General features: G+C 52.6%; 23 protein-coding genes. 9 read left to right on the top strand and 14 right to left on the bottom strand.

The window, feature by feature from the left end; all coding sequences use genetic code 11:
- Positions 1-2: 2 nt before the first annotated feature.
- The 7 genes from ACFOSD_RS08220 to ACFOSD_RS08250 all read right to left on the bottom strand — a co-directional run bounded on the left by ACFOSD_RS08220 (position 3) and on the right by ACFOSD_RS08250 (position 6,862).
- A complete protein-coding gene (locus tag ACFOSD_RS08220) occupies positions 3-317 on the bottom strand; it encodes an EscU/YscU/HrcU family type III secretion system export apparatus switch protein (protein ID WP_380695381.1) in 315 nt (104 codons plus the stop codon).
- Entirely contained in the window at positions 314-2,197 is a 1,884-nt protein-coding gene (locus ACFOSD_RS08225; RefSeq protein ID WP_380695383.1) for a flagellar hook-length control protein FliK, read from the bottom strand. Before ACFOSD_RS08225 ends, ACFOSD_RS08220 begins: the two co-directional genes overlap by 4 nt.
- Before the next feature lie 54 nt (positions 2,198-2,251).
- Positions 2,252-3,421 carry an EAL domain-containing protein gene (locus tag ACFOSD_RS08230; protein WP_380695385.1) on the bottom strand — a complete coding sequence of 390 codons (1,170 nt, stop codon included), beginning with the start codon at positions 3,419-3,421 and terminating at the stop codon, positions 2,252-2,254.
- A 158-nt stretch (positions 3,422-3,579) separates the two neighbouring features.
- Complete coding sequence (locus tag ACFOSD_RS08235; RefSeq protein WP_380695387.1) at positions 3,580-4,425, bottom strand: hypothetical protein; 846 nt, start codon at positions 4,423-4,425, stop codon at positions 3,580-3,582.
- A gap of 77 nt (positions 4,426-4,502) precedes the next feature.
- Positions 4,503-5,351: a 23S rRNA (adenine(2030)-N(6))-methyltransferase RlmJ gene (locus ACFOSD_RS08240; RefSeq protein ID WP_380695389.1), complete on the bottom strand. Its 849-nt coding sequence runs from the start codon at positions 5,349-5,351 to the stop codon at positions 4,503-4,505.
- An 84-nt stretch (positions 5,352-5,435) separates the two neighbouring features.
- The gene (locus ACFOSD_RS08245; protein WP_380695391.1) at positions 5,436-6,362 is read right to left on the bottom strand and encodes an exopolyphosphatase; all 927 of its coding nucleotides are present in this window, start codon (positions 6,360-6,362) and stop codon (positions 5,436-5,438) included.
- A gap of 197 nt (positions 6,363-6,559) precedes the next feature.
- Entirely contained in the window at positions 6,560-6,862 is a 303-nt protein-coding gene (locus tag ACFOSD_RS08250) for a hypothetical protein (RefSeq protein WP_380695393.1), read from the bottom strand.
- Between ACFOSD_RS08250 and ACFOSD_RS08255 the strand changes: the two genes are divergently transcribed.
- Entirely contained in the window at positions 6,861-9,341 is a 2,481-nt protein-coding gene (locus tag ACFOSD_RS08255) for a cyanophycinase (protein WP_380695395.1), read from the top strand. The genes ACFOSD_RS08250 and ACFOSD_RS08255 overlap by 2 nt on opposite strands.
- 133 nt (positions 9,342-9,474) lie before the next feature.
- Here the strand turns inward: ACFOSD_RS08255 and ACFOSD_RS08260 are convergent, their stop codons facing one another.
- Positions 9,475-9,642, bottom strand: a complete 168-nt coding sequence (locus ACFOSD_RS08260) for a hypothetical protein (protein ID WP_380695397.1) — start codon at positions 9,640-9,642, stop codon at positions 9,475-9,477.
- A 378-nt stretch (positions 9,643-10,020) separates the two neighbouring features.
- Between ACFOSD_RS08260 and ACFOSD_RS08265 the strand changes: the two genes are divergently transcribed.
- The 5 genes from ACFOSD_RS08265 (at position 10,021) to ACFOSD_RS08285 (ending at position 14,899) form a co-directional block, all read left to right on the top strand.
- Entirely contained in the window at positions 10,021-10,641 is a 621-nt protein-coding gene (locus ACFOSD_RS08265; RefSeq protein WP_380695399.1) for a flavin reductase family protein, read from the top strand.
- 81 nt (positions 10,642-10,722) lie between these two features.
- Entirely contained in the window at positions 10,723-11,916 is a 1,194-nt protein-coding gene (locus ACFOSD_RS08270) for an ABC transporter substrate-binding protein (protein WP_380695401.1), read from the top strand.
- A complete protein-coding gene (locus ACFOSD_RS08275) occupies positions 11,892-13,634 on the top strand; it encodes an ABC transporter permease (RefSeq protein ID WP_380695403.1) in 1,743 nt (580 codons plus the stop codon). The genes ACFOSD_RS08270 and ACFOSD_RS08275 overlap by 25 nt, the downstream gene beginning before the upstream one ends.
- A gap of 18 nt (positions 13,635-13,652) precedes the next feature.
- Complete coding sequence (locus tag ACFOSD_RS08280; protein WP_380695405.1) at positions 13,653-14,294, top strand: ATP-binding cassette domain-containing protein; 642 nt, start codon at positions 13,653-13,655, stop codon at positions 14,292-14,294.
- The gene (locus ACFOSD_RS08285) at positions 14,288-14,899 is read left to right on the top strand and encodes a CDP-alcohol phosphatidyltransferase family protein (protein ID WP_380695407.1); all 612 of its coding nucleotides are present in this window, start codon (positions 14,288-14,290) and stop codon (positions 14,897-14,899) included. Before ACFOSD_RS08280 ends, ACFOSD_RS08285 begins: the two co-directional genes overlap by 7 nt.
- Here the strand turns inward: ACFOSD_RS08285 and ACFOSD_RS08290 are convergent.
- Positions 14,896-15,354 carry a GNAT family N-acetyltransferase gene (locus tag ACFOSD_RS08290; RefSeq protein WP_380695409.1) on the bottom strand — a complete coding sequence of 153 codons (459 nt, stop codon included), beginning with the start codon at positions 15,352-15,354 and terminating at the stop codon, positions 14,896-14,898. The genes ACFOSD_RS08285 and ACFOSD_RS08290 overlap by 4 nt on opposite strands.
- A gap of 75 nt (positions 15,355-15,429) precedes the next feature.
- The gene (locus ACFOSD_RS08295) at positions 15,430-16,278 is read right to left on the bottom strand and encodes a methyltransferase domain-containing protein (protein WP_380695411.1); all 849 of its coding nucleotides are present in this window, start codon (positions 16,276-16,278) and stop codon (positions 15,430-15,432) included.
- A gap of 123 nt (positions 16,279-16,401) precedes the next feature.
- Here ACFOSD_RS08295 and ACFOSD_RS08300 point away from each other — a divergent pair, with 123 nt between their 5' ends.
- The 3 genes from ACFOSD_RS08300 (at position 16,402) to ACFOSD_RS08310 (ending at position 18,294) form a co-directional block, all read left to right on the top strand.
- Positions 16,402-16,944 (top strand): DUF3833 domain-containing protein, encoded by a 543-nt coding sequence (locus ACFOSD_RS08300; protein ID WP_380695413.1) that lies wholly within the window; start codon positions 16,402-16,404, stop codon positions 16,942-16,944.
- Positions 16,945-17,015: 71 nt separating this feature from the next.
- Positions 17,016-17,780 (top strand): methyltransferase, encoded by a 765-nt coding sequence (locus tag ACFOSD_RS08305; protein WP_380695415.1) that lies wholly within the window; start codon positions 17,016-17,018, stop codon positions 17,778-17,780.
- 43 nt (positions 17,781-17,823) lie between these two features.
- The gene (locus ACFOSD_RS08310; protein ID WP_380695417.1) at positions 17,824-18,294 is read left to right on the top strand and encodes a hypothetical protein; all 471 of its coding nucleotides are present in this window, start codon (positions 17,824-17,826) and stop codon (positions 18,292-18,294) included.
- Positions 18,295-18,314: 20 nt separating this feature from the next.
- Here ACFOSD_RS08310 and ACFOSD_RS08315 read toward each other — a convergent pair whose 3' ends face one another.
- The 4 genes from ACFOSD_RS08315 to acnB form a co-directional block, all read right to left on the bottom strand.
- A complete protein-coding gene (locus ACFOSD_RS08315) occupies positions 18,315-19,277 on the bottom strand; it encodes a sensor domain-containing diguanylate cyclase (RefSeq protein ID WP_380695419.1) in 963 nt (320 codons plus the stop codon).
- Between the two features lie 2 nt (positions 19,278-19,279).
- On the bottom strand, positions 19,280-19,891 hold the full coding sequence (locus tag ACFOSD_RS08320) for a histidine kinase (RefSeq protein WP_380695421.1): 612 nt from the start codon (positions 19,889-19,891) through the stop codon (positions 19,280-19,282).
- Between the two features lie 9 nt (positions 19,892-19,900).
- Positions 19,901-20,266, bottom strand: coding sequence for a response regulator (locus ACFOSD_RS08325; protein ID WP_380695423.1), 366 nt, complete (start codon positions 20,264-20,266; stop codon positions 19,901-19,903).
- Positions 20,267-20,385: 119 nt separating this feature from the next.
- Positions 20,386-22,977, bottom strand: coding sequence for a bifunctional aconitate hydratase 2/2-methylisocitrate dehydratase (gene acnB, locus ACFOSD_RS08330; RefSeq protein ID WP_380695425.1), 2,592 nt, complete (start codon positions 22,975-22,977; stop codon positions 20,386-20,388).
- Positions 22,978-23,130 lie beyond the last annotated feature (153 nt).

Consider the following 23,130-nt stretch of genomic DNA (forward strand, 5'->3'; position numbering starts at 1 on the left):
GGTTAGAGGGGCGGAGTGTCGTACATAGGTCGATGTTCTGAAACGCTTTCCGGGCTAAAGCCGGGCGGTAACCGGCCTTGCAAATAAAACGCAAAAGCAATAATTTCGGCAATCACTTGATACAGCTCAGGTGGTATCTCCTGCCCAATCTGCAAAGAACTTAATAACGCCACCAGGTCCGGGTTTTCGTAGATCGGAATTTGGTGCTCGCGGGCGATAGCGATAATTTCTTCGGCCAGTTCAGCTTGCCCGGTGGCTAATACCGTCGGTGCTTTAGCTCCGTCGTATTGCAGGGCTATGGCGGTATCGTCGTTCATGTTCTTATATCCACTCTATGCCCACCCGTTGATGGTGTGGTTTCTGCACGCTGTTGTCGTTTGGGTAAACCATGGCGGCAAAGCACTTCTTCTACGGGTAAACCCATCTGCTGCAACCGTTGTTGAAAGCCGTTGATGTGGTCATGCAGCATGCGCAAGGTGGCGCTGTCATCGGTTAGGAATTGCAGACTGCAATGTTCACCTTCCCACAGTAAACGAGCACACATGGGTGCCATGGGGGGCAGGTGAAAATGTACATCCAAACACCAGCGCGATGGTTTGTTCTTTTTATGTTCAGACCCCTCCGGCTCAGGGTGTCGTTCAATATCAAACCAGACCAGATGTTGGTCTGACCAGACGGGAATGCTGTGCAGGATGCGCGGCTGTTCTACGGCCGTATCTGCTCCCAGACTCAATAAGTGCCGGGTGGTTTGTTGTTGGTTCACCTGCTCCAGTGTTTGCCGAATGAGAGCTAGTTGTTGTTGCTCGGAATTAGGCAAATGTGTGCTTTCCCGACGTAATGCAAAGGAGCGTTTCAACTGTTCGGGAGAATAAGTAGGACCGGATTGATGCAAAAGACGTTGTGCTTGCTGGCGTAATTGTTCTTCCAGACTGAGCGGTTTTGCGCTGGCAGCACTCGCTACCTGAGTGCGCAAATCGAGCCACTGCTCGGCCGCCAAGCGCCACCAATCGTTGGGTGGCGTCAGGGGTTTCAGCTCGGGGTCTCGTGTTTTGGCGGACGCCAGTAGCGGCAGTTGTTGCATCAGGGTGTCCAGCGTTTCGCGGGACACAGGTGCGCTCGACGTCGCGGTAAGGCTAGTCGCTGCAGGCATAGCGCTTTTGCCTGTTTCTGGTAGGGTACTGGCCAAATTATTTAACGTATTTTGCTGCCACTGCTGCCATACCTTTCGCACCGTTTGCGCTGTGGCTGCCCCATATTCTTGTTGGGCCGTTTGCACCAGTTGGCTGATCCAATGTTGTCCGGCGCTCTTTTGGCTAGCGCTTGTGCTGGGCGGCTCGGTTGAAGGAGTGGCTAATGACTTCAGATTGGATACCAACGTCTGTACGAATTCCGGCGCAGGCATAGCGGGAGTCTGTCCGGTTGCTGTTGCTGCTCCGGTGGCCACCGTTGCTGGACCGTTGACGGCGTTCGGCGGTTGCACGGGCGCTTGTGGCATGGTGCTCAGCCAGCGTGACAAAAGCGTCGTTAAAATGGGTTGGCTGGTGCCTAGTGCTCTGGCTTCCGGGTTTGTCGTGCCGGGTGTTGGCGTGGCCTGCGGGTTGTCCGGTCGTGTTGTGCTTCCTAATGGGTTTTGTTGAGTCGTCGGGTCAGGCCGTATGGCCTGGTTTATCTGGGTTAAGGCATTCAACAGTGCCTGAATGCTCTTTGCGCTGGTTTGAGGTTGTAGCGTGGGTAGTCGGGCCAGTTGTGCTTGTCGAGCGATCGTTAACATCGCCGATCTTTGCTGGTCAGACGCGGGTACCACTAAAGCTGGCCCGGACGGGGAGGTCGTCAGCAAGAGATTTTGCCCGGCTTGCAACGGCGTGGCGCTCTGTATGCGCAGCGTTTGGTCTCCGGCGCGAGCTTCGTATTGCCCGGCGACGCCGGATGATGATGGACCAAGTACTGTAACGGTCAGTCGATGACCTTGCGCTGTGGTCAGCTCGCGGTGGCTTTGCAGAGCTGTTTCAATAGCGCGCGCCAACGTCGGGTCGGCCTGACCCTGCCGCTGTTGTTGCGCCAACTGAAACCAGTCGGTCAGTGTGCGCTGTTGCGCTGCTGTGGTCGCATGCTCGCGTTCGGAGTAGGGCTGTGGTTTAAGCGCCGAATCCGGTGGTAAGCGCATGCGGGACCCACTGTCTATTTTGGCCATGCTCATACTGTACACTCAATCGCTCTCTGAAGGTAATCGACTGAGTGTCGTAATTCTTGACTATGATTCGTCCGGCTCCATCACATCAATAAACAAAAATTGTTGCTCGTTAAGTTGCGTAACATACGAACGACAGAGTTGTTTGGTACTGATGTCGCGGTAGAAATCGGACCTCACCAGAGTTTGATCGGATGATTCCCGGTTGGCGAGCAATTGATAAAAATGTGGCCGCCAGCACCAGTTCATCCCTACCATGCTGTGATTGGACCGAATTCCTTCCGGGTGTACTTCATAGTTCGGCGAAATTTGTGTGCCATCGGCGCTGCAAAGATAGAATTTTATGATGTCGCTACCGGTCAAGTTCGCGATATTTTGCCAGTCATCGCGCTGCTGACAGGTTGCAATGAGCGCCTGTAGCTGCTGTTCAATGAGTAGGTCTCGAGCCGATTGCTGCCGATGTTCGGCGATTTTTCGGCTCAAAAATTGTTGTCTTAGCGTACTGATTTGATCTTGAAAGCGTTGTGCATCAACGAAGTCCGCTTGGGCTTCCGAGAACAGAAAGCCTTGCATCCAAGAAGCGCCCAGTTCCAAACCAAACTCAAACTCCCGGATAGTTTCCACGCCTTCACACACCAACTGGCAACCGGTTTTTTCGGCTAATGCGGAGACACTGTGCACCAAATCAAAGTGTTTACCGCTGTTGGCGGCCTGCTTAAACAGTTTCATATCAAGTTTCAGGATATCGGGTTCCAGTTCCATGATGCGATGCATGTGCGAGTTGCCGGCACCAAAATCATCAATGGCTACCCGATAGCCTTCCTCCCGATAGCGTTTCACCACATTTCGTATGGTTTCAACCGAGCCCTTCTGTTCCGTAATCTCGATGATGATGCGGTTGGGGTCGACTTCTGCGCGTTTCAGCATTTGCAGCAGTGGAGTATTTGTCCAAGCGGTTAATTGATTGATCCAATCGGGGCTGATGTTCAGAGAAATGAACCCATGTGGCAGTTCCTTCAGCTTTTGCACCGCCATTTCCCGAATGTGGCGATCGAGTTGCAACAGGGTTTGCGAGTGCCCTTTATGCGCGTAAAAAAGGTGCCCTAAACTCTGGAGGGTGCCATCCACGGCACGCTGGCGCGCCAGCACTTCATGCCCTACGACAGTGCCATGGGAAACATCAATAATGGGTTGGAAGCCCGGAAGTATCTGTGTGTAATCAAGTTCATTCATGTTGAATCGGTGGCCTCATGACGGGATCTCAACACCGTCCACTGCGAAAGATAGGCTTTACTCTAGCAATTTAGCGGCCACATCCCGTTTTCACGGCACCCCATCGTTGCGTCACTATTAGGGCGTCCCATGGCGTAATCGCACCAAAATGCAGCGTATCAGTGCAGGACGGCCTGTTGTTCGCCCCGAAATAGTGCGTTGTGACGCACAATGATCGTGCGGCTGACGTGACTTTCAAAATGGACATCACCTCCGGACAGTTCAGGTGCGATCAAACCTTGGTTTGACACACCACGCAAGGTGAATATGACCTGGCAAAAGGCGCGCTCTTGACTACGAATGACGGGCGCCATGAGTTCGTCAATGGACAACTCTATGGCCTGGCGGTTTATGGCTTGAAACACGCCGGAGGACTCGGCAATGCCTTGTTTCATGCTGGAGCAACGCACTTCATAGCGCCCGTTTTCCGTTGCAATCCCACTCCAAGACAATGGGATCACCTGGTCGCTTTGCGTTTCAAAAATCTCATTAGATTCCGGGCTATAGAATTCCGGCGAGACGGGGAGATGCAACCATGTATTGAGCGCAGATGTTTGCGCTGGGCGCACAAAGTCCAGCTCCAAGGTGCCTTCTTGATAAGGAATTTCATTGGAGTACACGCCATTCCACTGCGCCGCTAAGGGATATTCCTGGCCGTTGATACGCACCAACAAGGCTTCATTGTCGGCCAGTTGTGCCCGGCTACCAAGGTCTTGATGCGGTGTTAAACTCGTTTGTACCACCAGTTGGTCATTATGCCGCATGACCAATAGGTTCAGGTGAAGTTCATCCGTCGCGTAATCGCTGGTCATTGGGTCCGGGTTGCAACCGGCCAGTAAACTTAACAGGCCAAGAGTGGCCCAGTGCATCAGGCAGAAACTGCGCGTGCGTGCTGAGTCCGGGGCAACGGATAACCCGTCAAATCCGGTTTTTTCAGACGTCATTGCTGGGCGCAGTGTGGGCATAGAGGTACTCCGATTTCAACCTCTAACAGTGTAACGCAAGCGCTGGAATTGACGCTTCAAGGCGTCGTAAAGATTGGTCATTCTTCAGTCAAGCGTTGCAGAATCGTGCCGCCCTGTCCCATATCTTGTGCCAAGCGTTGGTGCAACACCGCCATGCTCTCGGTGGCGTCACCGGCCAGTGAATAGGGTGGGTTGATGAGAATCATACCACTGCCTGTCATACCACGATCGTTGTTGTCTGCCTCGACACACAGTTCCAAGCGCCACATATCCGGTATTTGGCACTTCACCAGCTCGGCAATAAAACTTTCGGTGGCAGAGCGGTTGATCACCGGATACCAAAGCAAGTAGGTGCCCGTTGCAAAGCGTTGCACGGCTTGTTGAATGGCTCGAATGACCAAATCGTAGTCGGTCTTTATCTCATACGAGGGATCAATCAACACAACTGCCCGCTTTTCTGGTGGCGGCAAAATGGCCTTAAGGTGTTTCAGACCATCTTCCTGACTGATATAAACCCGTCGGTCACGTCCCAAACTGTCGCGCAAATTGGCCGCATCGGCACCATGAAGTTCGGTCAGTATCAGTCGATCTGAAGGTCGCAATAGGCGTTGTGCAATGGCGGGTGAGCCAGGGTAGTAATGCAGGTTTTGGCCGGAATTGAAGGATGCAATCAAATCCGTGTAGGGCTTTAGGAAGTCAGTCGTTGGCTGCTTTTGGTTGAGGAGACGGGCTATGCCGTCCAAGTACTCACCGGTTTTCTGTGCCTGTTGGCCTAGTACATCGTACACGCCCGCGCCCGCATGTGTATCGATGTAGACATAAGGTTTTTCCTTACGGTTCATGTACTGCAATACATACATTAAGATGCTGTGTTTTAAAACGTCGGCATGGTTGCCCGCATGAAAGCTGTGGCGATAACTGAGCATGGTCATTCCTGAACAACAAAAACGCCGCACATGATGACCACGTTGCGGCGTGTTGTGAGTGTTAAATGTTGGTAGCGTTTACGCTTAGCCGTCTTTAAGGATCTGCTCGATCAATTCGGCTTGGACATCGTCCGCTTGTGCATTGTCTACTTGGCAAGTGCCCGCTGCTTCATGACCACCACCGCCGTATTTCAAGCACAGTTCGCCAACGTTGGTTTTGCTGCTGCGGTCAAGGATGGATTTGCCAATAGCGAACACGGTGTTCTGTTTCTGTAAACCCCAAAGGCGGTGAATAGAAATATTGCAATCCGGGAAGAGGGCATAAACGGTAAACCGATTGGTCGCCCAAATGTCCGTTTCTTTCTGGAGGTTGAGCAGAATCAAATTACCTTGTTTGTGTGCGCAGCGACTGATCTGCTCAACCGCCATAGGCTCATGCTCACGATACAGGGCAACCCGTTCAGCGACATCGGGCAGTTGCAGTATTTCGTCAATACTCTTAACCCGACATTCATCAATGAGTTTCATCATTAATTGATAGTTCGAAATACGGAACTCTCGAAACCGACCCAGGCCAGTTCTAGCATCCATTAAGAAATTGAGCAGCGCCCAACCGCTGGGGTAAAGAATTTCATCACGCGAATATTGTGCGGCATCGCCTTTGTCCACGGCATCCATCAGATCGTCGGTGATGTTGGGGAAGCGTTCTTTACCGCCAAAATAATCATAGACAACCCGAGCCGCCGACGGGGCATCCGGGTCGATGACATGATTATCGTGCTTTTCATTGCGCAAGGTTTCGCTGAAGTGATGGTCAAACGCCATGTGGACACCGGGAACATACGGCAGATTGGTGGTAATGTCGCGTTCGGTGACCGCCACCTTGCCGTCCTGCATGTCTTTTGGGTGCACGAACAGGATGTCGTGAATCATGTTCAGTTCTTTGAGCAGGGCGGCGCACACGAGCCCGTCAAAGTCACTCCGGGTGACCAGTCGGTAGGTCTCAGACATGGTAAAACTCTCCTATTAACATTGCTGCTGCTGAGTATAACCGTAACACTGTACGAGCGACGGACTTTTTCGCAGATTCAACGCACAGTATCAAGCCTGTTTTGCGGCCCAAGTGACCCATCTCAAACAATTGTTGTAATCCTGCATCGTAATTTTCAATTTTTGCCCGTTCTTTCATGAATGCGACATAGGACCCATTAAGCCTTCCGGTTCTGTGCCTCTTTTGTTAATAGTAGTACAGGAATGCTGATTGTGAGCGAATGAAACCACGAGTATTCCATCAACGACAACAAAAAATAACAAGAAACGCGGTCATTATGTTCAGACATCGAGGCTTCTTGGCCTTCTCCTTCAATTGCTTTTATCTCAGCGAGTGGTTCGACGAGTAGCCACCAAATCTGTTGTTTCCCAAAACTTTCATCTTGAATTTTTGCACGGCTGACGAAACGCAACTCTGACTGGCGGGCGTTCTGCCGTGGACGACAGGAAAACCCTATCATGAAAAAAATCACGCACGTTCGACGTGGGGCGATCATCTGTGCCCTAAGTTTTGCTTTGGCCGGATGTTTTCCAGAAGACGTTAAGAATGACCCGACAACCGAAACGTCGACGTTGCCGACGGGCCGGGCAACCCATGCAGCAACCTATCACGGTGCCGTGTCGACCGAGGGCGCATGGACAATCGTTGCGCAAAACCAGCTGGTGGGCGGCGCCTCTGGCGTTTGTTCAAGCGCCGGCCAGAGCGCATGCAATGACTGGTCCGCCTGGGCTGCAGCAAACCTGACCGATGATGAGCGAAATAATCAGGCCGTTGCCCCGACCGAGCCTGTGGTGTTGTCGGATGCCAAAATCGCAGCGCTGGTGGCGGATCCGGCTTGGGCCGAAGACGCAGACTTCAAAACAGGCGTCGAGTTAATTCTTAACCACCTGAAAGGTGTCCTCGAAACGGAAACCGCTGGTAATGAATACGCCGACTGGCAGGATTTCCGTGCCGCGTTCATTGCGGTAGATAATGATGATGTTACCGATTTACCCAGTGGCGTCGATGGCGACAGCATCTGGTTTGACAGTACCTCTGCGCAATACGCGACCTTTGAGAGTCTGAAAAAAGCCGATCAGCGTTTGAATTATACGGTAACACTGGAAAAGGTGACTGCCGCAAAAGCCGTCATAGCAAATTTACCCGATGGTACACTGGATGATGACCAGACGGCCATCAACACTGTGTTGGATGCACTGGTGTCCGCTACAGGGCGGAAACAGGATGAATTGTTGGCGGCTATTCGAGCCGTGGCGTTGGAAGGCGAGCTGATTGCGGATGGGGCAGACCTCTATGATTCCGCCTTGTCCTACCTCGTGAATGACGACAACGATGGTGACTTCTTTCGCTTGATCGATACGTTGGATGCACAAAGCTTTCTGTTGAATCAAACAGTTATCGATGCTTTGGAGGCACAAACAGGCTGGGACAGCAGCGCTCATCAAGAGCAAGTGGTGCTGATCTTGCAGCATATGTTGGACAGTTCGGGTACGTCGTCGGTCAGTTATGAGAATACGGGCGAGGGCAATAATCGTGCGGTGTTCGGGCCAGCCTTCAAAGCGGTTGTACTTCGCGAAGGCTTTGAAAACGGGGGCCAATTGTGGAACTCCTTGTCGGCCAGTCTGCGTTACCGTCTTTTGCAGGAACTGATTGATCCCTTGGTCGACTTTACCCGGCCCGTTGAGTACGTCAGCTTGGACGACACCACCAATGGACATGCAGTAACCTTGTTAAACGACTTTGTGGCGCAAGCACGCGCAGCGGGTGGTTTGACGGACGCGGAGCAGCCCAGAATCCTGGTCATGACATCGTCGGCTGCCAACAGTTATGAAGCAGCCGACTACTATGTAGGCATGTTTAAAGATGCCGGTGCAAACGCCGCTTGGCTGCCCTTAGATCGCGCCTACCGCGATGCGCGAGATGAGGACAACTGCAGTTGGCTGAGCGCTTATCACAGTGCTTATGCATCGGCGGCACACTTGGATATTCTATACCCGGATTATTTTGCCGCGCACCTTGATGCATGTGAAGATGGCTTGTCGGCTATGATTGCGGAAGCGGACGGGATCTACATCAACGGCGGCGATCAAGTGCGTACCTTTGAAGCACTCGTCACTTTTGATGGGACAGTTCGGCAAAACAGTGCGGAACTCGCGCAAATTTTGGACCGTCATGCGGCAGGTGACTTGGTCATTGGAGGAACGTCAGCCGGGGCTGCCGTGCAAGGTGGAGGCCGGTTACTGAGCACCGCCAATGTGAACCCAATGATAACCGCGGGCTCCCCGCATGCCATTCTCAAAAACGGCTACAATGCAGATTCCACTGAGTTAACCGGTGGTATGGGCGTTTTCTCTTGGGGCGTTACCGATACACACTTTTCCGAACGGGCGCGCGAAACGCGGCTGATTCGCTTGTTGGATCATGCGGATGTTCGGCTAGGTTTTGGCGTGGATGAAACGACCGCCTTGAATGTACGCCATGAAGAAAATACCGCAGAAGAACGTCGGGTCGTAATGACGGTTTCCGGTCAGTCAGGCGTGTTTGTGGTGGACTACGCTACCGCGCAAACCGTTGCTGACGCGCCGTTTGAAACGCGCCATGTCACCACACACTACCTGCATCAAGGCGATCAGCTTGTATGGTATCCCGCAACAGAAACCTATGACATCTACTTCAGCTCCGATCGTACCGCTTTAAACGTGGGCGCAGCGAACTCAGATGTATCCACGGACGATGTGCTGTACCAAACCGATTATCGCGATTTAACCCGAGCGATGTTCAATGCCGAAGCCGCTGAAGCGACGGGGACTTCTTACGAATCCGATCCACAATATCAAGTGCAGTTGCGTGCGACCCAGAAAACGCGGGCCTACAAGCTCGAAAATCAGATCAGCTATGCGTATGTCGAAGTCGACATTTCACACAACAACGCACAGTAGCAGCATCATACCGGCTATCGGGGCTGAAAACCCCGCAGCCTAAGTGCATCAACGTCTGCGTGTTTTGCCTCCTTCGGGAGGCTTTTTTATGGAAAGTGGCTTATGCGGGCTTTCGGGGTATGGCTACGGCGCTTCACAGCAGGCCGGAAGGCGCGCCTTTAGGCAAACGCCCGACGCCCTGCACAACCTTTAAGTCAGACAGCTTAAGAGCAATTTCCGAGGCGCAGATGCCAGTAATCCAGTAGTGGAGGGAAAATTCAATCACCAGAAACAACAAAGCCGACACTGGGTCGGCTTTCATCGAAGGATCGTTGTTGTTTTTATTGTCGTCCGATATACAAAGCCTTGTTGTTATTTTTAGGCGGCTTCGCTGTCTATAGGCTCGGTTGTTATTTTTGTTTTAGAGCGTGCGATATCTTCATCAGATACACGCCATAATGATTGCATGTGTTGTGCCAGAAAATTAAAAGCCATGTAAAACAATGGTTTATGTGATTTTCTATAGGAGGTCAGCCATTTTTCATCACATTTCTGTTACCAATGGAAACCTGAAGGTGTGTTCTTTGGTAACAAATTCTTCGTACGGTAAAACAGCGTTTGGAATTTTCGCGGTTCTGGGAATCCAATATCAAGGTTACACTGTACTGCACCACTACAGTCTAAAGGATCGCTCGACGCTATGACCGCCATGATTCGTCATTCTTTACAAGATATCTCCGCCATGCGTTCCCGTTACCGGGCGCAATTGATTAATGCCATGAGTGGCATCAAGGGCGTGCACTTGGTGGGCAGTCGCTCGGCGGCCGGAACTGAAAACCTGGCCGTGTTTAATTCGGTCATGCATGTGGGAGCCGACCCCGCGGCGATGGCCGTGTTGTTTCGCCCCCTGACAGTACAGCGAGATACCTACGACAATATAAAAGAAACCGGCAGCTTTACCCTCAATTTATTCACGGTGGACATGGTGGATGCGGCGCATCAAACCAGTGCGAAGTACCCGTCTGAAACGTCCGAGTTCGCTGCAACCGGGCTAACGCCAGAATACAGCGATCTTTGTATCGCGCCCTATGTGAAAGAAAGTCCGATTCGCATTGGTTTATCGTTCGCGGAGGAACATACGTTGGACATTAACGGTACGGTGTTGGTGGTGGGCCGGGTGGATGAATTGTGGCTACCGGAACACGCGATGCAGGAAGACGGTTGGATTGCCCTGGACGACTATGGCATTGTCAGTGTGGCGGGGCTGGATACTTATTACCAAGGTAAAATGCTGGCGCGCAAACCCTATGCGCAACCTTAATACGTTTGGGAACTATTGATCGTAAGAGCGGTCTGATCAACATGGAGCGTCGATGACGCACAATGCCACTGGGAGATAATAATGAAGAGAAAGGTCATATTGGGAGTGTTACTGAGTGCTTGGATGGCCGGATTGGCGAACGCTCAAGTGAGTTGGGATGAAACACTGGAACGCGCCCGCGGTCAGGAAGTGTATTTCAATGCATGGGGCGGTAGTGAAGCCATTAACGACTATATCCTGTGGGCAGCCGATGAAGTGCGCCAGCGGTATGGCATTCGTTTGGAGCATGTAAAAGCCGATGCGGGCGATGTGGTGAGCCGCGTACTGGCGGAAAAAGCGGCCGGTAGAACCAACAATGGTACGGTCGACTTGGTATGGATTAATGGTGAAAACTTCGCCGCAATGAAAGAGCAGGGCCTGTTGCGTGAACCTTGGACACAACAACTGCCGAACTATCGTTACGTGGATGAAGAAAACAAACCCACGGTGCTGATGGACTTCTCGACCCCGGTTGACCATATGGAGGCTCCTTGGGGCATGGCGCAGTTGGTTTTTATGTATGACTCGCGTCGAGTTAGTCAACCGCCGCGTTCGATGACGGAGATGCTGACCTTTGCTCAAAGCAACCCCGGCCGAGTGACCTATCCGGCGCCACCGAGCTTTTTTGGCACGACATTTTTAAAACAAGCTTTGTATGAATTGACGCCCGACCCGAGCGTGTTAGCACGGTCAACCGATGGCGTCGATGTGGCCATGGTAACGCAGCCCTTGTGGGATTTCCTTGATGATCTGCATGCCGTGGCTTGGCAGAATGGCCGCACGTTTCCTGGTGATGCACCTGAAATGAAACAACTGTTGAACGATGGTGCTGTGTTAATTTCATTGTCGTTCAACCCCAATGATGCAGCCAATGCCATTGCTTTAGGCGAATTACCACCGACCGTGCGAACTTATGTACATAGCGGCGGTACCATCGGTAATACGCACTTTGTTGCTATCCCATTCAATGCTCGTGCCTCGGAGGCTGCGATGGTGGTCGCGAATTTCTTGCTGTCACCTGAAGCACAAGCACGCAAAGCAGACCCAGCCATTTGGGGTGACCCGACGGTATTGAGCCTGGAAAAAATGACCATGGAGCAGCAGCGCTGGTTTGCCGACATTGAGGTTGGTCCGGCCACACTAACCAGCGAGGAACTTGCCGCGGTGTTGCCGGAGCCTCATGCGAGCTGGGTGAGCTTTCTAGAACAGGAGTGGCAAAACCGCTACGCACGATGATAGGGACTGAACGCTCGACCTTGCGTCGTTGGTTAGCCGTTTTTCCGTGGTTGACGGGCGCCATCTTTGTGCTCCCGGTCTTGATTGGTTTGATTGGAACCTGGTTACCTGCTTGGGGGATATTACCCGTTTTGGGGGGCGACCAGGTGACCTTGGCGCATTGGGCTTACTTGTTCAGTCATCCCAGTGTCCCTAAGGCCATAGGCTTAACGTTACTGACGGCGGGCGGCTCCAGTCTGCTCGCCCTAGTGCTTGCGCTATGCGTGTTGAGTGTGACTTGGCGTTCACGCAGCCTCAAGCTGCTACGGCGTTGGCTGTCCTTACTGTTGGCCGTACCTCATGCGGCCTTTGCTATTGGCATGCTGGCCTTACTGGCCCCCAGTGGCTGGCTACTGAAACTCATCAGCCCAATATTTACCGGCTTTGATCTGCCTCCACTTTGGGTAACCGTGAATGACCCTATGGGGTTGAGTCTGTTGGTGGTGCTCACGCTGAAAGAAATGCCATTCTTGTTGTTTATGGCACTGGCTGCCCTGAATCAGCTACAGGTAGACAAAACCTTGCGTACGGGACGCAGTCTCGGATACCAAGAGCCGGTGATTTGGTGGCGCGTGTTGATTCCGCAACTGCTCCCGTTATTACGTTTACCCATGTTTGCGGTGTTGGCGTATGGTATTTCGGTGGTCGACATGGCCATGATTCTGGGTCCCAACGCACCACCGACCTTAGCGGTGTTGGTACATCGCTGGTTTCTGGATGCCAACATTGTGTTACGTTTTCCGGGCAGTGCCGGGGCTACGTTGTTGTTTGCCCTGACTTTGGGGTGTCTGGTCATTTGGTGGCTTTGTGAACGGCTGGTGCTGAGAGGCTTGCGGTTCGGGCTGCGCAGCGGGCGTCGGCGTATGTCATTGGGTGGCTTGCGCAGTCTGGCCTTAGGTACCAATGTCGTGCTTGTGGCCTCGGCCATAGGCGCCTTTCTGGTACTCATTGTTTGGAGCGTTGCCTTTCGCTGGAGCTTTCCCGATGCCTTGCCCAGTGCTTACAGCGCGCGCTTCTGGCTTCGCGGGTGGCAGCAATTGATGGATCCGTTTTGGTTAACGGTGATCACGGGCATGGCCGCCGCCCTGATTGGCTTAGTGTTGGTGGTGGGTTGTCTGGAACATGAAGTTACCTTAAGGCGCATCCGACCGAATTTTCATGATCCACGTACTCTTTGGTTGATCTACATTCCATTAATTGTGCCGCAAATTGCCTTCTTGTTTGGTATTCAGGTATTTCTCGTGCGCACGTCATTGGATGGTCGCTGGTTAACCCTCTTATGGTCACATTTAATGTTCGTGGTGCCCTATGTGTTTTTAAGCCTTGCGGGACCTTATCGCAGTTTTGATGATCGGTATTTACGCCAAGCTGCCGTGTTGTCGGGCTCAGAGTGGCGGGCGTTATGGCGCATTAAATGGCCCATGTTGCTGCGGCCCTTGTGTTATGTGTTGGCGCTTGGGTTTGCCGTCAGTCTGGCGCAATATCTTCCGACGTTGTATGTCGGTGCCGGGCGTTTTTCTACCTTAACCACGGAAACCGTGAACATCGCCAGTGGCGGTGACCGGCGTATCGTTGCCGTCTATGCTTTGGTGCAGTGGCTGGTGCCCTTGGTGATCTATTCTTTGGCTCTACTGATTCCGGCGTGGCGTTTTCGGCACCGCCGGTCGATGCAAATATAGGGATAATGAGAGCAGTCTATGTTGCAATTGAATGATGTAGAAATACGGCGTGCCGGAAACAGGCTGTTTCCGCCAGTGAATGTACAAGTGCATGCGGGCGAGGTGTTGTCGGTGATGGGTCCTAGCGGTTGCGGGAAGTCCACGCTGTTGTCTGCCATTGTGGGCGATATGGCACCGGTATTTGCGTTTTCCGGGGCTGTGTTGTGCCACGACCAACGCGTGGATGTGCTGCCCATGGAGCAGCGCAAGATTGGCTTGTTGTACCAGGACGATTTGTTGTTTCCCCACCTCAATGTGTCGGAAAACCTTTGTTTCGCCTTGCCTGCCGGGTTGTCCCGAGCGGCCCAGCAGGAACGTATTCGTAACGCCCTGGCGGAGGCTGACCTGGTTGGGTTTGAGTCGCGTGATATAGCGACCTTATCGGGTGGTCAGCGGGCGCGCGTCAGCGTTTTGCGGTGCTTACTGGCGGAACCCAAAGCCGTACTGCTTGATGAACCTTTCAGTCGCTTGGATGTGACGTTGCGTGGACAGTTTCGGGACTGGGTGTTTACCGAGTTACGGCAGCGCCAAGTGCCGGTCATATTGGTCACCCACGATGCGGCCGATTGTCCTTCCGGGCATCGGTACGATTTGCTGACAGGAGTGCAGACAGCATGCTAGATCGCTATACCTTACCCTTACTAAAACGACCGCTGCAGGCCAGTGCGCGTGTTTTAGCGGCGCACGGTGTATCCGCCAATCAGGTCACCGTGGTCGGTTTTGTAATCGGGTTGTTGGCGGTGCCTGCCTTGCTGTTGAATGCCTATGGCTTGGCCTTGGGGCTTATTTTGCTGAACCGGCTCGGGGACGGCATCGACGGTGAATTGGCCCGCTTGCAAGGGCCCAGTGATGCGGGCGCCTTTCTGGATATCACCCTCGACTTTATTTTTTATCAGGCTGTGGTGTTCGGCTTTGCATTGGCAGACCCGGCGTTTACCCATTGGGCACTGCTGTTAATGCTGTCGTTCGTGGGTACGGGCATCAGCTTTCTTGCCTTTGCCATCATGGCAGAGCGCCGTTCAATCTCGAATCCCAAATACCCGAATAAAGGTTTACATTACATGGCCGGGTTGGCGGAGGGCACTGAAACCATTGCGTTTTTTGTGGCCTGTTGTGTCTGGCCTGCAGCATTTCCATGGCTGGCCGGGGGTTTTGCGGCCTTGTGCTTCATTACCGCCGGTATGCGCATTCTGTTTGGGTTTAAAACCTTGCAAACTTTAGCTTAGGGCGTCAATACAGGCGTGTATCCGCCCGACAAAGACTCCGGTACCGCTACTGCACCCAAAATGTGCTGGTAAAAATCGATTGGCCCGGCGTCACCGATGAAGGCATAAACGTAGCCTTGATAATGCAATCGTTGCATAGCTTCCAGTAACAAGGCTTTCCCGATACCTTTTCCGCGCGCATTTTCGGACACACCGGTCGGGCCAAAGAAAGCCGGAAAGGTAACATCGTAGCAGGCGAACCCCAGGAGTGTGGTGTCTTGGCGTGCAATCAAGACCTTGCAAGGATGTTGACCCAAGCCACAGGCCACCTCGCTGGCCCATCCTGGCGAAAATTCCTGTTCTACCCAGCGCAACAGTGTGTGTCGGTCCCATGGCTTGGCAAGTTCGATGTGGATGTTGTCCGCTAATTGGGTGGGTTGCGGCACATTCTGTAATGAAACCAACAGGTCAGGCATGGTGCGGGCTCTTTAATGTCGTTACGGGTTAGCATAGCTCGTGGCGTGCGGCTCTTAAAAGATGACCAATCAATCTCAAGACTGCACCGGCTTAGGTTGGAGAGTCAGGATTTGAACCTGAACACGTAAACGGGCAAACCCTTGCGCGCGCAGCGCCGTTTGGACGGCCGGTGACGCGCGCCAGAAGTGGGGCGTCATTTGCAATAAATTCCACAGCGCATCACCGTGTAAATCCGTCAGGTAGAAATCGAGGCGCTGCTCGTCCAGATAATCGAAATACGGTAGGGCCGCGTTTAATGCCTTGTCCGCTTCTTGTGGACGCAGTTCAGGATAAATGGCCTGGCGCAGTTCCAATAGGTGATCCGGGCCCGCCACCACGAGCACCAATCGACCGTCGGGTTTCAGTACACGCAGCACTTCTTCGGCGTGGTAGTAGGCAAAAACACAGGTGATGGCATCAACACTCTGTGCCGCCAACGGGATGGCCCGCATGCTGGCCACCGACCAATGTATGGCAGATGTACGCCGCGTCGCCGCGACAATGGCGGGCTTGGAAATATCCAGGCCATAAATCTGACGCCAGTCCAGTTGCGCCAATTGTGTGGTGTAGTAGCCCTCACCACAGCCTATATCCAACAGCACCTGAGTCGCGCCACTGACGGGGGCTACGGCTTGGCTTAGTGCATTAGCAAGGGGCTGGTATCGCCCGGTATCTAAAAAATCGGTTCGTGCTTTTACCATGTCCGGGGTATCTCCCGGTGCCCGGCTGCGCTTTTGCTGTGGCAATAGAAGATTCAAATAACCTTGCTTGGACGCATCGAACCCGTGGCGGTTATGGCATGACCACTGACGCTGTTCGCTTACGGAAGGCGGTAGTAGAGGAAACTGGCAAACAGGACACAGATATTCAGGGAGGGTGGACACAAAGGTTTCTCCTAAGGGCAAGGGCTGCATCATACCGGTCAAACGCGTTGGCGACCACGGCATTGACCCATTTTACGGTGCAGCACGTATCTGATACACAGTTACTTTTTGCAAGGTTGAGCCATGAATCGTCGTCGTGTTTGGGTGTTGTCTTTATTGAGTGGGGTGTTGTTTTTGGTCGGGTGTGCTGGCGTAAAAGTGCAGGACTACGCCGACGTGCAACCAACGTTTGATCCCATTGCTTTTTTTAACGGTGAATTAGTGGCCGAAGGGCTGGTACAGAACCGTTCCGGAGAAGTGACCCGCCATTTTGTCGCAACCATCGATGCCTACTGGGATGAAGAGCGTGGTGTGTTGGATGAGGTTTTTCTGTTCTCGGACGGCGAGGAATCCGAGCGCTATTGGGAGTTTACCCGAACCGGCCCCAATACCTGGACGGGAACGGCAGGCGATGTGGTGGGTGAATCGCGGCTAGTGCATGCGGGGAACGCCATACAGATGCGTTATCGTTTATCCGTTCCACTGAGCAGCGGCCGCAATGTTGTGTTGGATATGGACGATTGGCTGTATCAAGTCAGTGACCAAACCTTGATCAATGAAACGGTGATGCGCAAATTCGGTTTTCGCGTCGGGAAACTGATACTGACCATCCGCAAGCTCGACTGATTGCCCCTCACCCGTGACTGTGTCCTAATAGCGCCTTATACCCAGAATATGTGGTTTGAGGCGCTAATATTGTGACCGGTCAGGACATCAGCTTTTCGCATCTTCTTGCTCGCTTCAAAAAAAACATTTACCAATCGCGTAAAGGCGAAGTGCGCATGGCGCTGGTGTTGCGCGCCTTGGCACCGTATTTGTCGGTTCGACCAGCGCTGACCGTGTTGGACGCCGCCGGTGGATTGGGGCAAATGACGCACGCCTTTGCGCACGCCGGGCATGCGGTGACCTATAACGATTTGTCGGCTGAAATGCTGACTGAGGCACAGCACCTGTTGGCCTCATCGGCCCCTAAAGAGGGTAGGGTGTCGGCATGGGTACAAGGACCACTGCAAACCTTGACGGGCGAGTTTGATTTGGTGCTGGGGCACGCGGTACTGGAATGGATGGTGGACCCGGAAGAGGGCATACGAGCGTTGTGTGATCGGGTAAAGCCAGGCGGTCATTTATCGGTTTTGTTCTATAATGCAGAAAGTATTCGTTTTAAGAACCTGATTAAAGGCAACTTGTACAAGGTTGCGCGTGGCACTTTGGCTGGCGACGGCAAAGGATTGACACCCATTTCACCGCTCGATGCTGCGACCATTGAGAGCGCATTATCGCGCGCAGGTATGCAAGTTGACGAACGCTATGGGGTGCGTTGCTTTACCGATTTCATGTGGCCAATGTTTAAGGATAATCCCAAGCTGGAGGATCAGATTGAATGGGAATGGGTTTTAGGTTTGCGCGACGACTATCGAGCGTTTGCGCGCTACCAGCATTTTATCGCACACAAGCCTCATTGAAGTGCAGGCGCGCAGTCATTATAGTGTTGCGATGTGCTGAATCATGAATGAAAGGGGAGTAATGCCGTATCCCTTGGCGGTCGTGCCTGAACTACACCCATTGATGTTGGCGTTGAAGCGTCATCGTGTCCGTGTGTATTTGTACGGGTACTTAGATGAATGCCGTCTACCATTCATCGATCTGGCCCGCACTGCATCGGCGGCGCTGTCGGAGCATCTTCCAGAAAACTTCACCTTTATCTACGCTTATCCGCTGTCGGGTCAGGCCTTTGTGAACGGCGATCCAGATCCCTTGCAGGAAAATATTGAAGGTTTGGCCGCAAGGCTGAAGTCGATGCAGCCGAAGGGGTTGTCGCAAGAAATGTATCAGCAAAACTTCGATGCGTTATTAAGGCAAGCGGAATATCTGTTGCAATTCCCGCCCACGCGTTTGGTGTATGTGGGTCCTGGACGGGTGCAAGAGGCCGACATCAACGCTTGGTTTACGTCGGCGGGGCCAATGCTGGAAGGGTGAGTGAGCTTTGACGATATGGGTTATTTCGTTTTAAAAATGGTGGTTTGGTTACGACCATTGTGTTTCGATTCATAGAGCGCATGGTCGGCCGACGATATCCAGTCTTGTTCCGTGCTCATGGTGTCGGTCAGTTCGGCAATACCCAAACTGATGGTAATCTTGAATTCTGTATCTTCATGTTTCATGGTGGAGTCTTCCATAATAAGGCGTAAGCGCTCCGCAAATACCTTGGCGTCATTAGCACTGGTTTCGGGTAACACCACCGCAAATTCTTCCCCGCCATAACGACCTGCCGTGTCCGTTTCTCGAAGGTTCAATCGCAATTGCCGACCAATAAATCGAATAACATCATCACCGGCGACATGGCCGTACGTATCGTTAACGTGTTTGAAGAAATCGACATCCAGCATGATCAACGATGCGGGGTGGTTATGCCGGCGGCTGCGTTGCAGTTCTCGGTGAATGGATTCTTCCAAATAGGAGCGATTAAATAATTGGCTCAAGCCATCGGTCCGGGTCAACCGTTCAAGTTCGCCGTTCGCCTCTTGTAGGGCCAGCTTGCTGGTGGCAATGTCGGTGACATCGAAGATTACCACCGCAATATGGGTTACCTGGTTTTTGGTATCGACGATGGGGTACAGCATGCTGTTTTGATACATGAATTCGGCCGTACTGGTGATCGGATGATAGTTCCGAAACCGAACCAAGTAAGGGCGCTGTTCCCACGTCGTGAACGTACGAATGCTGAGCAGGCGAACGGTATCGGCTTTTTGACGAAACCACGCTTCGGGTAATTCGGGGAATACTTCAAACAAGGGCTGATTTTTAACGGAACTGGCAGCCCGGCCCGAATGGTTTTCCATAAACGCATTCCAGGTCGTGATGTTGTATTCGTTATCGATAACGATCAAACCAATATCAATGGTTTGCAGGATTTCAAGCATCCAATGAAAATCAACGATATCGTTCGAGGCATCCGTCATGATCAGTCCAATAAGTATTCGATTTTCTTTTGTAAAACAGGCAACGATTCTTCCGTAAACAGCACCAGCAAGTCGCAATGAATGTTGTGGTTCTCAATGTTGTAGCTGATTTCAATCGACAGCGTTTTATGCCAACTGTGCGCGGTCGGCCGCAATAAATCTCTGATCGGTTGATGCTGTCCTAAAACCGTCGGGTGGCCTTGGCTGAAATTCAAATCCGCCTGCTCAGAAAACTTCTTAATGAAGGCGCCGATGAGGATATTGGCCACATCCATCAATAGCTCGATTTCAATGTCTTCGGATTGTTGGCCTTGGTAGTCCATCAGACCAGCCACATCATCGAAACTGGAGTCATTAAAGATCAGCATGGCTTCGCCAGTGACACCGCTGCCAGCAAAACCCTGGCAGACGGCGGATGAGCGCTCACCGCCGTCCAGCGCTTGCAACGCCATGTGCAGGTCAGTGATTTCAATGATGTTGACGCGTGGAATGGGTAATTCCACAAACACATTCAATAGACGAGCTAACAGGCTCGCTGCCTGCCCCATAGCGATGTTCGACAGCTCTTGCAAGCAGTCGCGCTGGTCTTCGTTCAGTAAGAAGGGCTTGGTCACAACGTCCACCTACATCACACCGTATTGAACCAATACCTGACGAGCTTTGTCGGTATCGATGGGTTTCTCGATGAATTCGATGGCGCCTAATTGTTTGACCCGTGCAACGGCTTCCGGCTGTACGTCTCCAGAAACCACGATGACCATACAGGGAAGGTCCTGGCCTTTGATCAGTTCCAGCGTTTGGTACCCGTCCATCACGGGCATCGTGAGATCCAGGAACATGACTTCACCCTTGCCTTCGCGGATTAACGCGATCGCTTCCTCACCATTCTCGGCAAAGGTTACTTCTACTTCCCACTCCGGTGGCAGGGCGCGCGCCATCTGTTTACGGGCGAAACTTGAGTCATCACAAATGATAATAGGAATAGACATAATCGCTAAAATTTATAGTTCTAATACTGGTAGTCTAGGATAAAAAACAAAAAAAAGCCCTTCAAAAGAAGGGCTTTTTGTAAAAAAAACAACCAAAGCGCTGTTTTTTGTTTGACCGGTTAAGCAGCATCCGTAGCAATAACGGAGGATGCAGCCGAAACGAAGTCTTCCATCTGATCGAAATTCATGTAGCGGTAAATCTCGCCCGCCATGCTGTCGATTTTATTGGCATAGTCCAAATATTCGCTGGGTGTTGGCAATTTGCCCATCACGGCCGCAATGGCTGCCAGTTCAGCAGAGGCCAGGTAAACATTTGCACCATCGCCCAAACGGTTGGGGAAGTTACGCGTCGACGTAGAAACTACCGTGGATTTAGCCGCAACCCGTGCCTGGTTACCCATGCAGAGTGAGCAGCCGGGCATTTCGGTACGTGCACCGGCACGGCCAAAGATGTTGTAATAACCTTCTTCCATCAACAGGTGTTGGTCCATCTTGGTCGGTGGCGATACCCATAAACGCGTGCTCAGGCTGCCTTTATGCTGTTCCAGCAGTTTGCCTGCCGCACGGAAGTGACCGATATTCGTCATGCACGAACCAATGAACACCTCATCAATTTTGTCGCCTTGAACGTCGGACAGCAAACGCGCGTCGTCAGGATCGTTCGGTGCACACAGGATAGGCTCTTTGATTTCGTCCATATCAATTTCGATTACATGAGCGTAGGCGGCATCTTTGTCGGCCCGCATCAAGGAGGGGTTGGCCAGCCATTCTTCCATGGCTTTAGCGCGACGTTCCATGGTCCGAGGGTCACCGTAGCCGTTGGCGATCATCCAACGCAACATCACGATGTTTGAGCGCAGGTATTCGGCTACCGATTCTTCTGACAGGGTAATGGTGCACCCCGCCGCTGAACGCTCGGCTGACGCGTCCGACAATTCAAACGCTTGCTCAACGGTCAATTGTTCAAGACCTTCGATTTCCAGAATACGACCGGAAAACTCATTGATCTTGCCTTTTTTCTCAACGGTCAGCAGGCCGTTTTTAATGCCATAGTAAGGGATGGCGTGTACCAGATCGCGCAGCGTAATACCCGGTTGCATCTTGCCTTTAAAACGAACCAGGACAGACTCTGGCATATCCAATGGCATAACGCCGGTCGCTGCCGCAAAGGCCACGAGTCCAGAGCCCGCAGGGAATGAAATGCCCATCGGGAAACGGGTGTGTGAGTCACCACCGGTGCCGACGGTGTCAGGCAGCAACATGCGGTTCAACCACGAGTGGATGATGCCATCGCCCGGACGCAACGACACACCGCCACGGTTCATGATGAAGTCGGGCAGGGTGTGTTGCGTGTCGATGTCCACCGGCTTGGGATAGGCAGCGGTGTGGCAGAACGACTGCATCACCAGATCGGCCGAGAAGCCCAAACACGCTAAGTCTTTCAGTTCGTCACGGGTCATTGGCCCCGTGGTGTCCTGAGAACCTACAGTGGTCATCTTCGGCTCGCAATATTCGCCTGGACGAACACCGGCAACGCCACAGGCCTTGCCCACCATTTTTTGCGCCAAAGTGAAGCCTTCTTTGCTGTCCGTCGCGCCACTGGGGCGACGGAAGACGGTGGAAGGTTCCAGACCCAAATGGGCGCGTGCGCGGTCGGTTAAACCACGGCCGATGATCAACGGAATCCGGCCGCCAGCGCGGACTTCATCCAGTAGAACATCGGTTTTCAATTTGAATTCGGTGATGACTTTGCCGTCTTTCTCCACTTTCCCTTCATAAGGGAAGATGTCAAACACGTCACCCATGTTCAGTTGGTCGACATCCAGCTCTATGGGCAGGGCGCCGGCATCTTCCATGGTGTTGAAGAAGATGGGCGCTATTTTACTACCCAAACAAAAGCCACCCGCGCGCTTGTTGGGCACAAATGGAATATCGTCGCCAGTGAACCACAGCACAGAGTTGGTGGCGGACTTACGAGAAGAACCGGTACCCACAACGTCACCCACCAACGCAATGGGGTGACCTTTTTCTTTTAAGGCTTCCAGTTGATCAATCGGGCCGACTTCACCAGGCTGATTCGGCTTCAAACCGTCCCGTTCCATTTTATACATGGCGAGGGCGTGCAGCGGAATATCAGGACGTGACCAAGCATCTTGTGCGGGTGACAAATCGTCGGTATTGGTTTCACCGGTCACTTTAAATGCCGTGAGGGTGATTTTTTCAGCCAAGGCAGGGCGGTTTAGGAACCATTCGGCATCCGCCCAGCTTTGTAAAACGGCCTTCGCGTGCGCATTGCCTGCGTCGGCTTTTTCTGCCACGTCATGGAAGGCATCAAACACGAGCAAGGTTTTTTTCAACTGTTCGGCGGCCACGGCACCCAATTTAGCGTCGTCCAACAGGCCTACCAGGGTTTCAATGTTGTAACCACCTAGCATGGTGCCAAGCAATTCAACGGCGCGCTCAGCGGAAATCAACGGGCAAGCTGTTTCACTTTTAGCGACGGCCGATAGAAAACCGGCTTTAACATAGGCCGCTTCATCGACGCCGGGCGGAACCCGGTTCACGATCAGATCCAGAATGAAGTCTTCTTCACCCTGCGGGGGTGCTTTCAACAACTCAACCAGAGCGGTGACTTGCTCAGGGTTCAGTGGCTTGGCAGGGATGCCTTGGGCGGCGCGTTCTTCTACGTGTGCACGATAGGCTTCTAACACGATGGGCTCTCCATTCATTGGTCTGAGGCTCTGACGGGACAAACTGCGTTACAGCATCTGTCGAGGTAGGGGTATTGGCCCGTCAGGGCCGAAAAATACCCTGTGAGTGTAGTTGATTAACGCCAAAAAGTTAATAGAAGCCCATGGCTACAG

The sequence above is a fragment of the Salinispirillum marinum genome (assembly GCF_042650105.1).
In the GTDB taxonomy this organism is placed as follows: Bacteria; Pseudomonadota; Gammaproteobacteria; order Pseudomonadales; family Natronospirillaceae; genus Salinispirillum; species Salinispirillum marinum.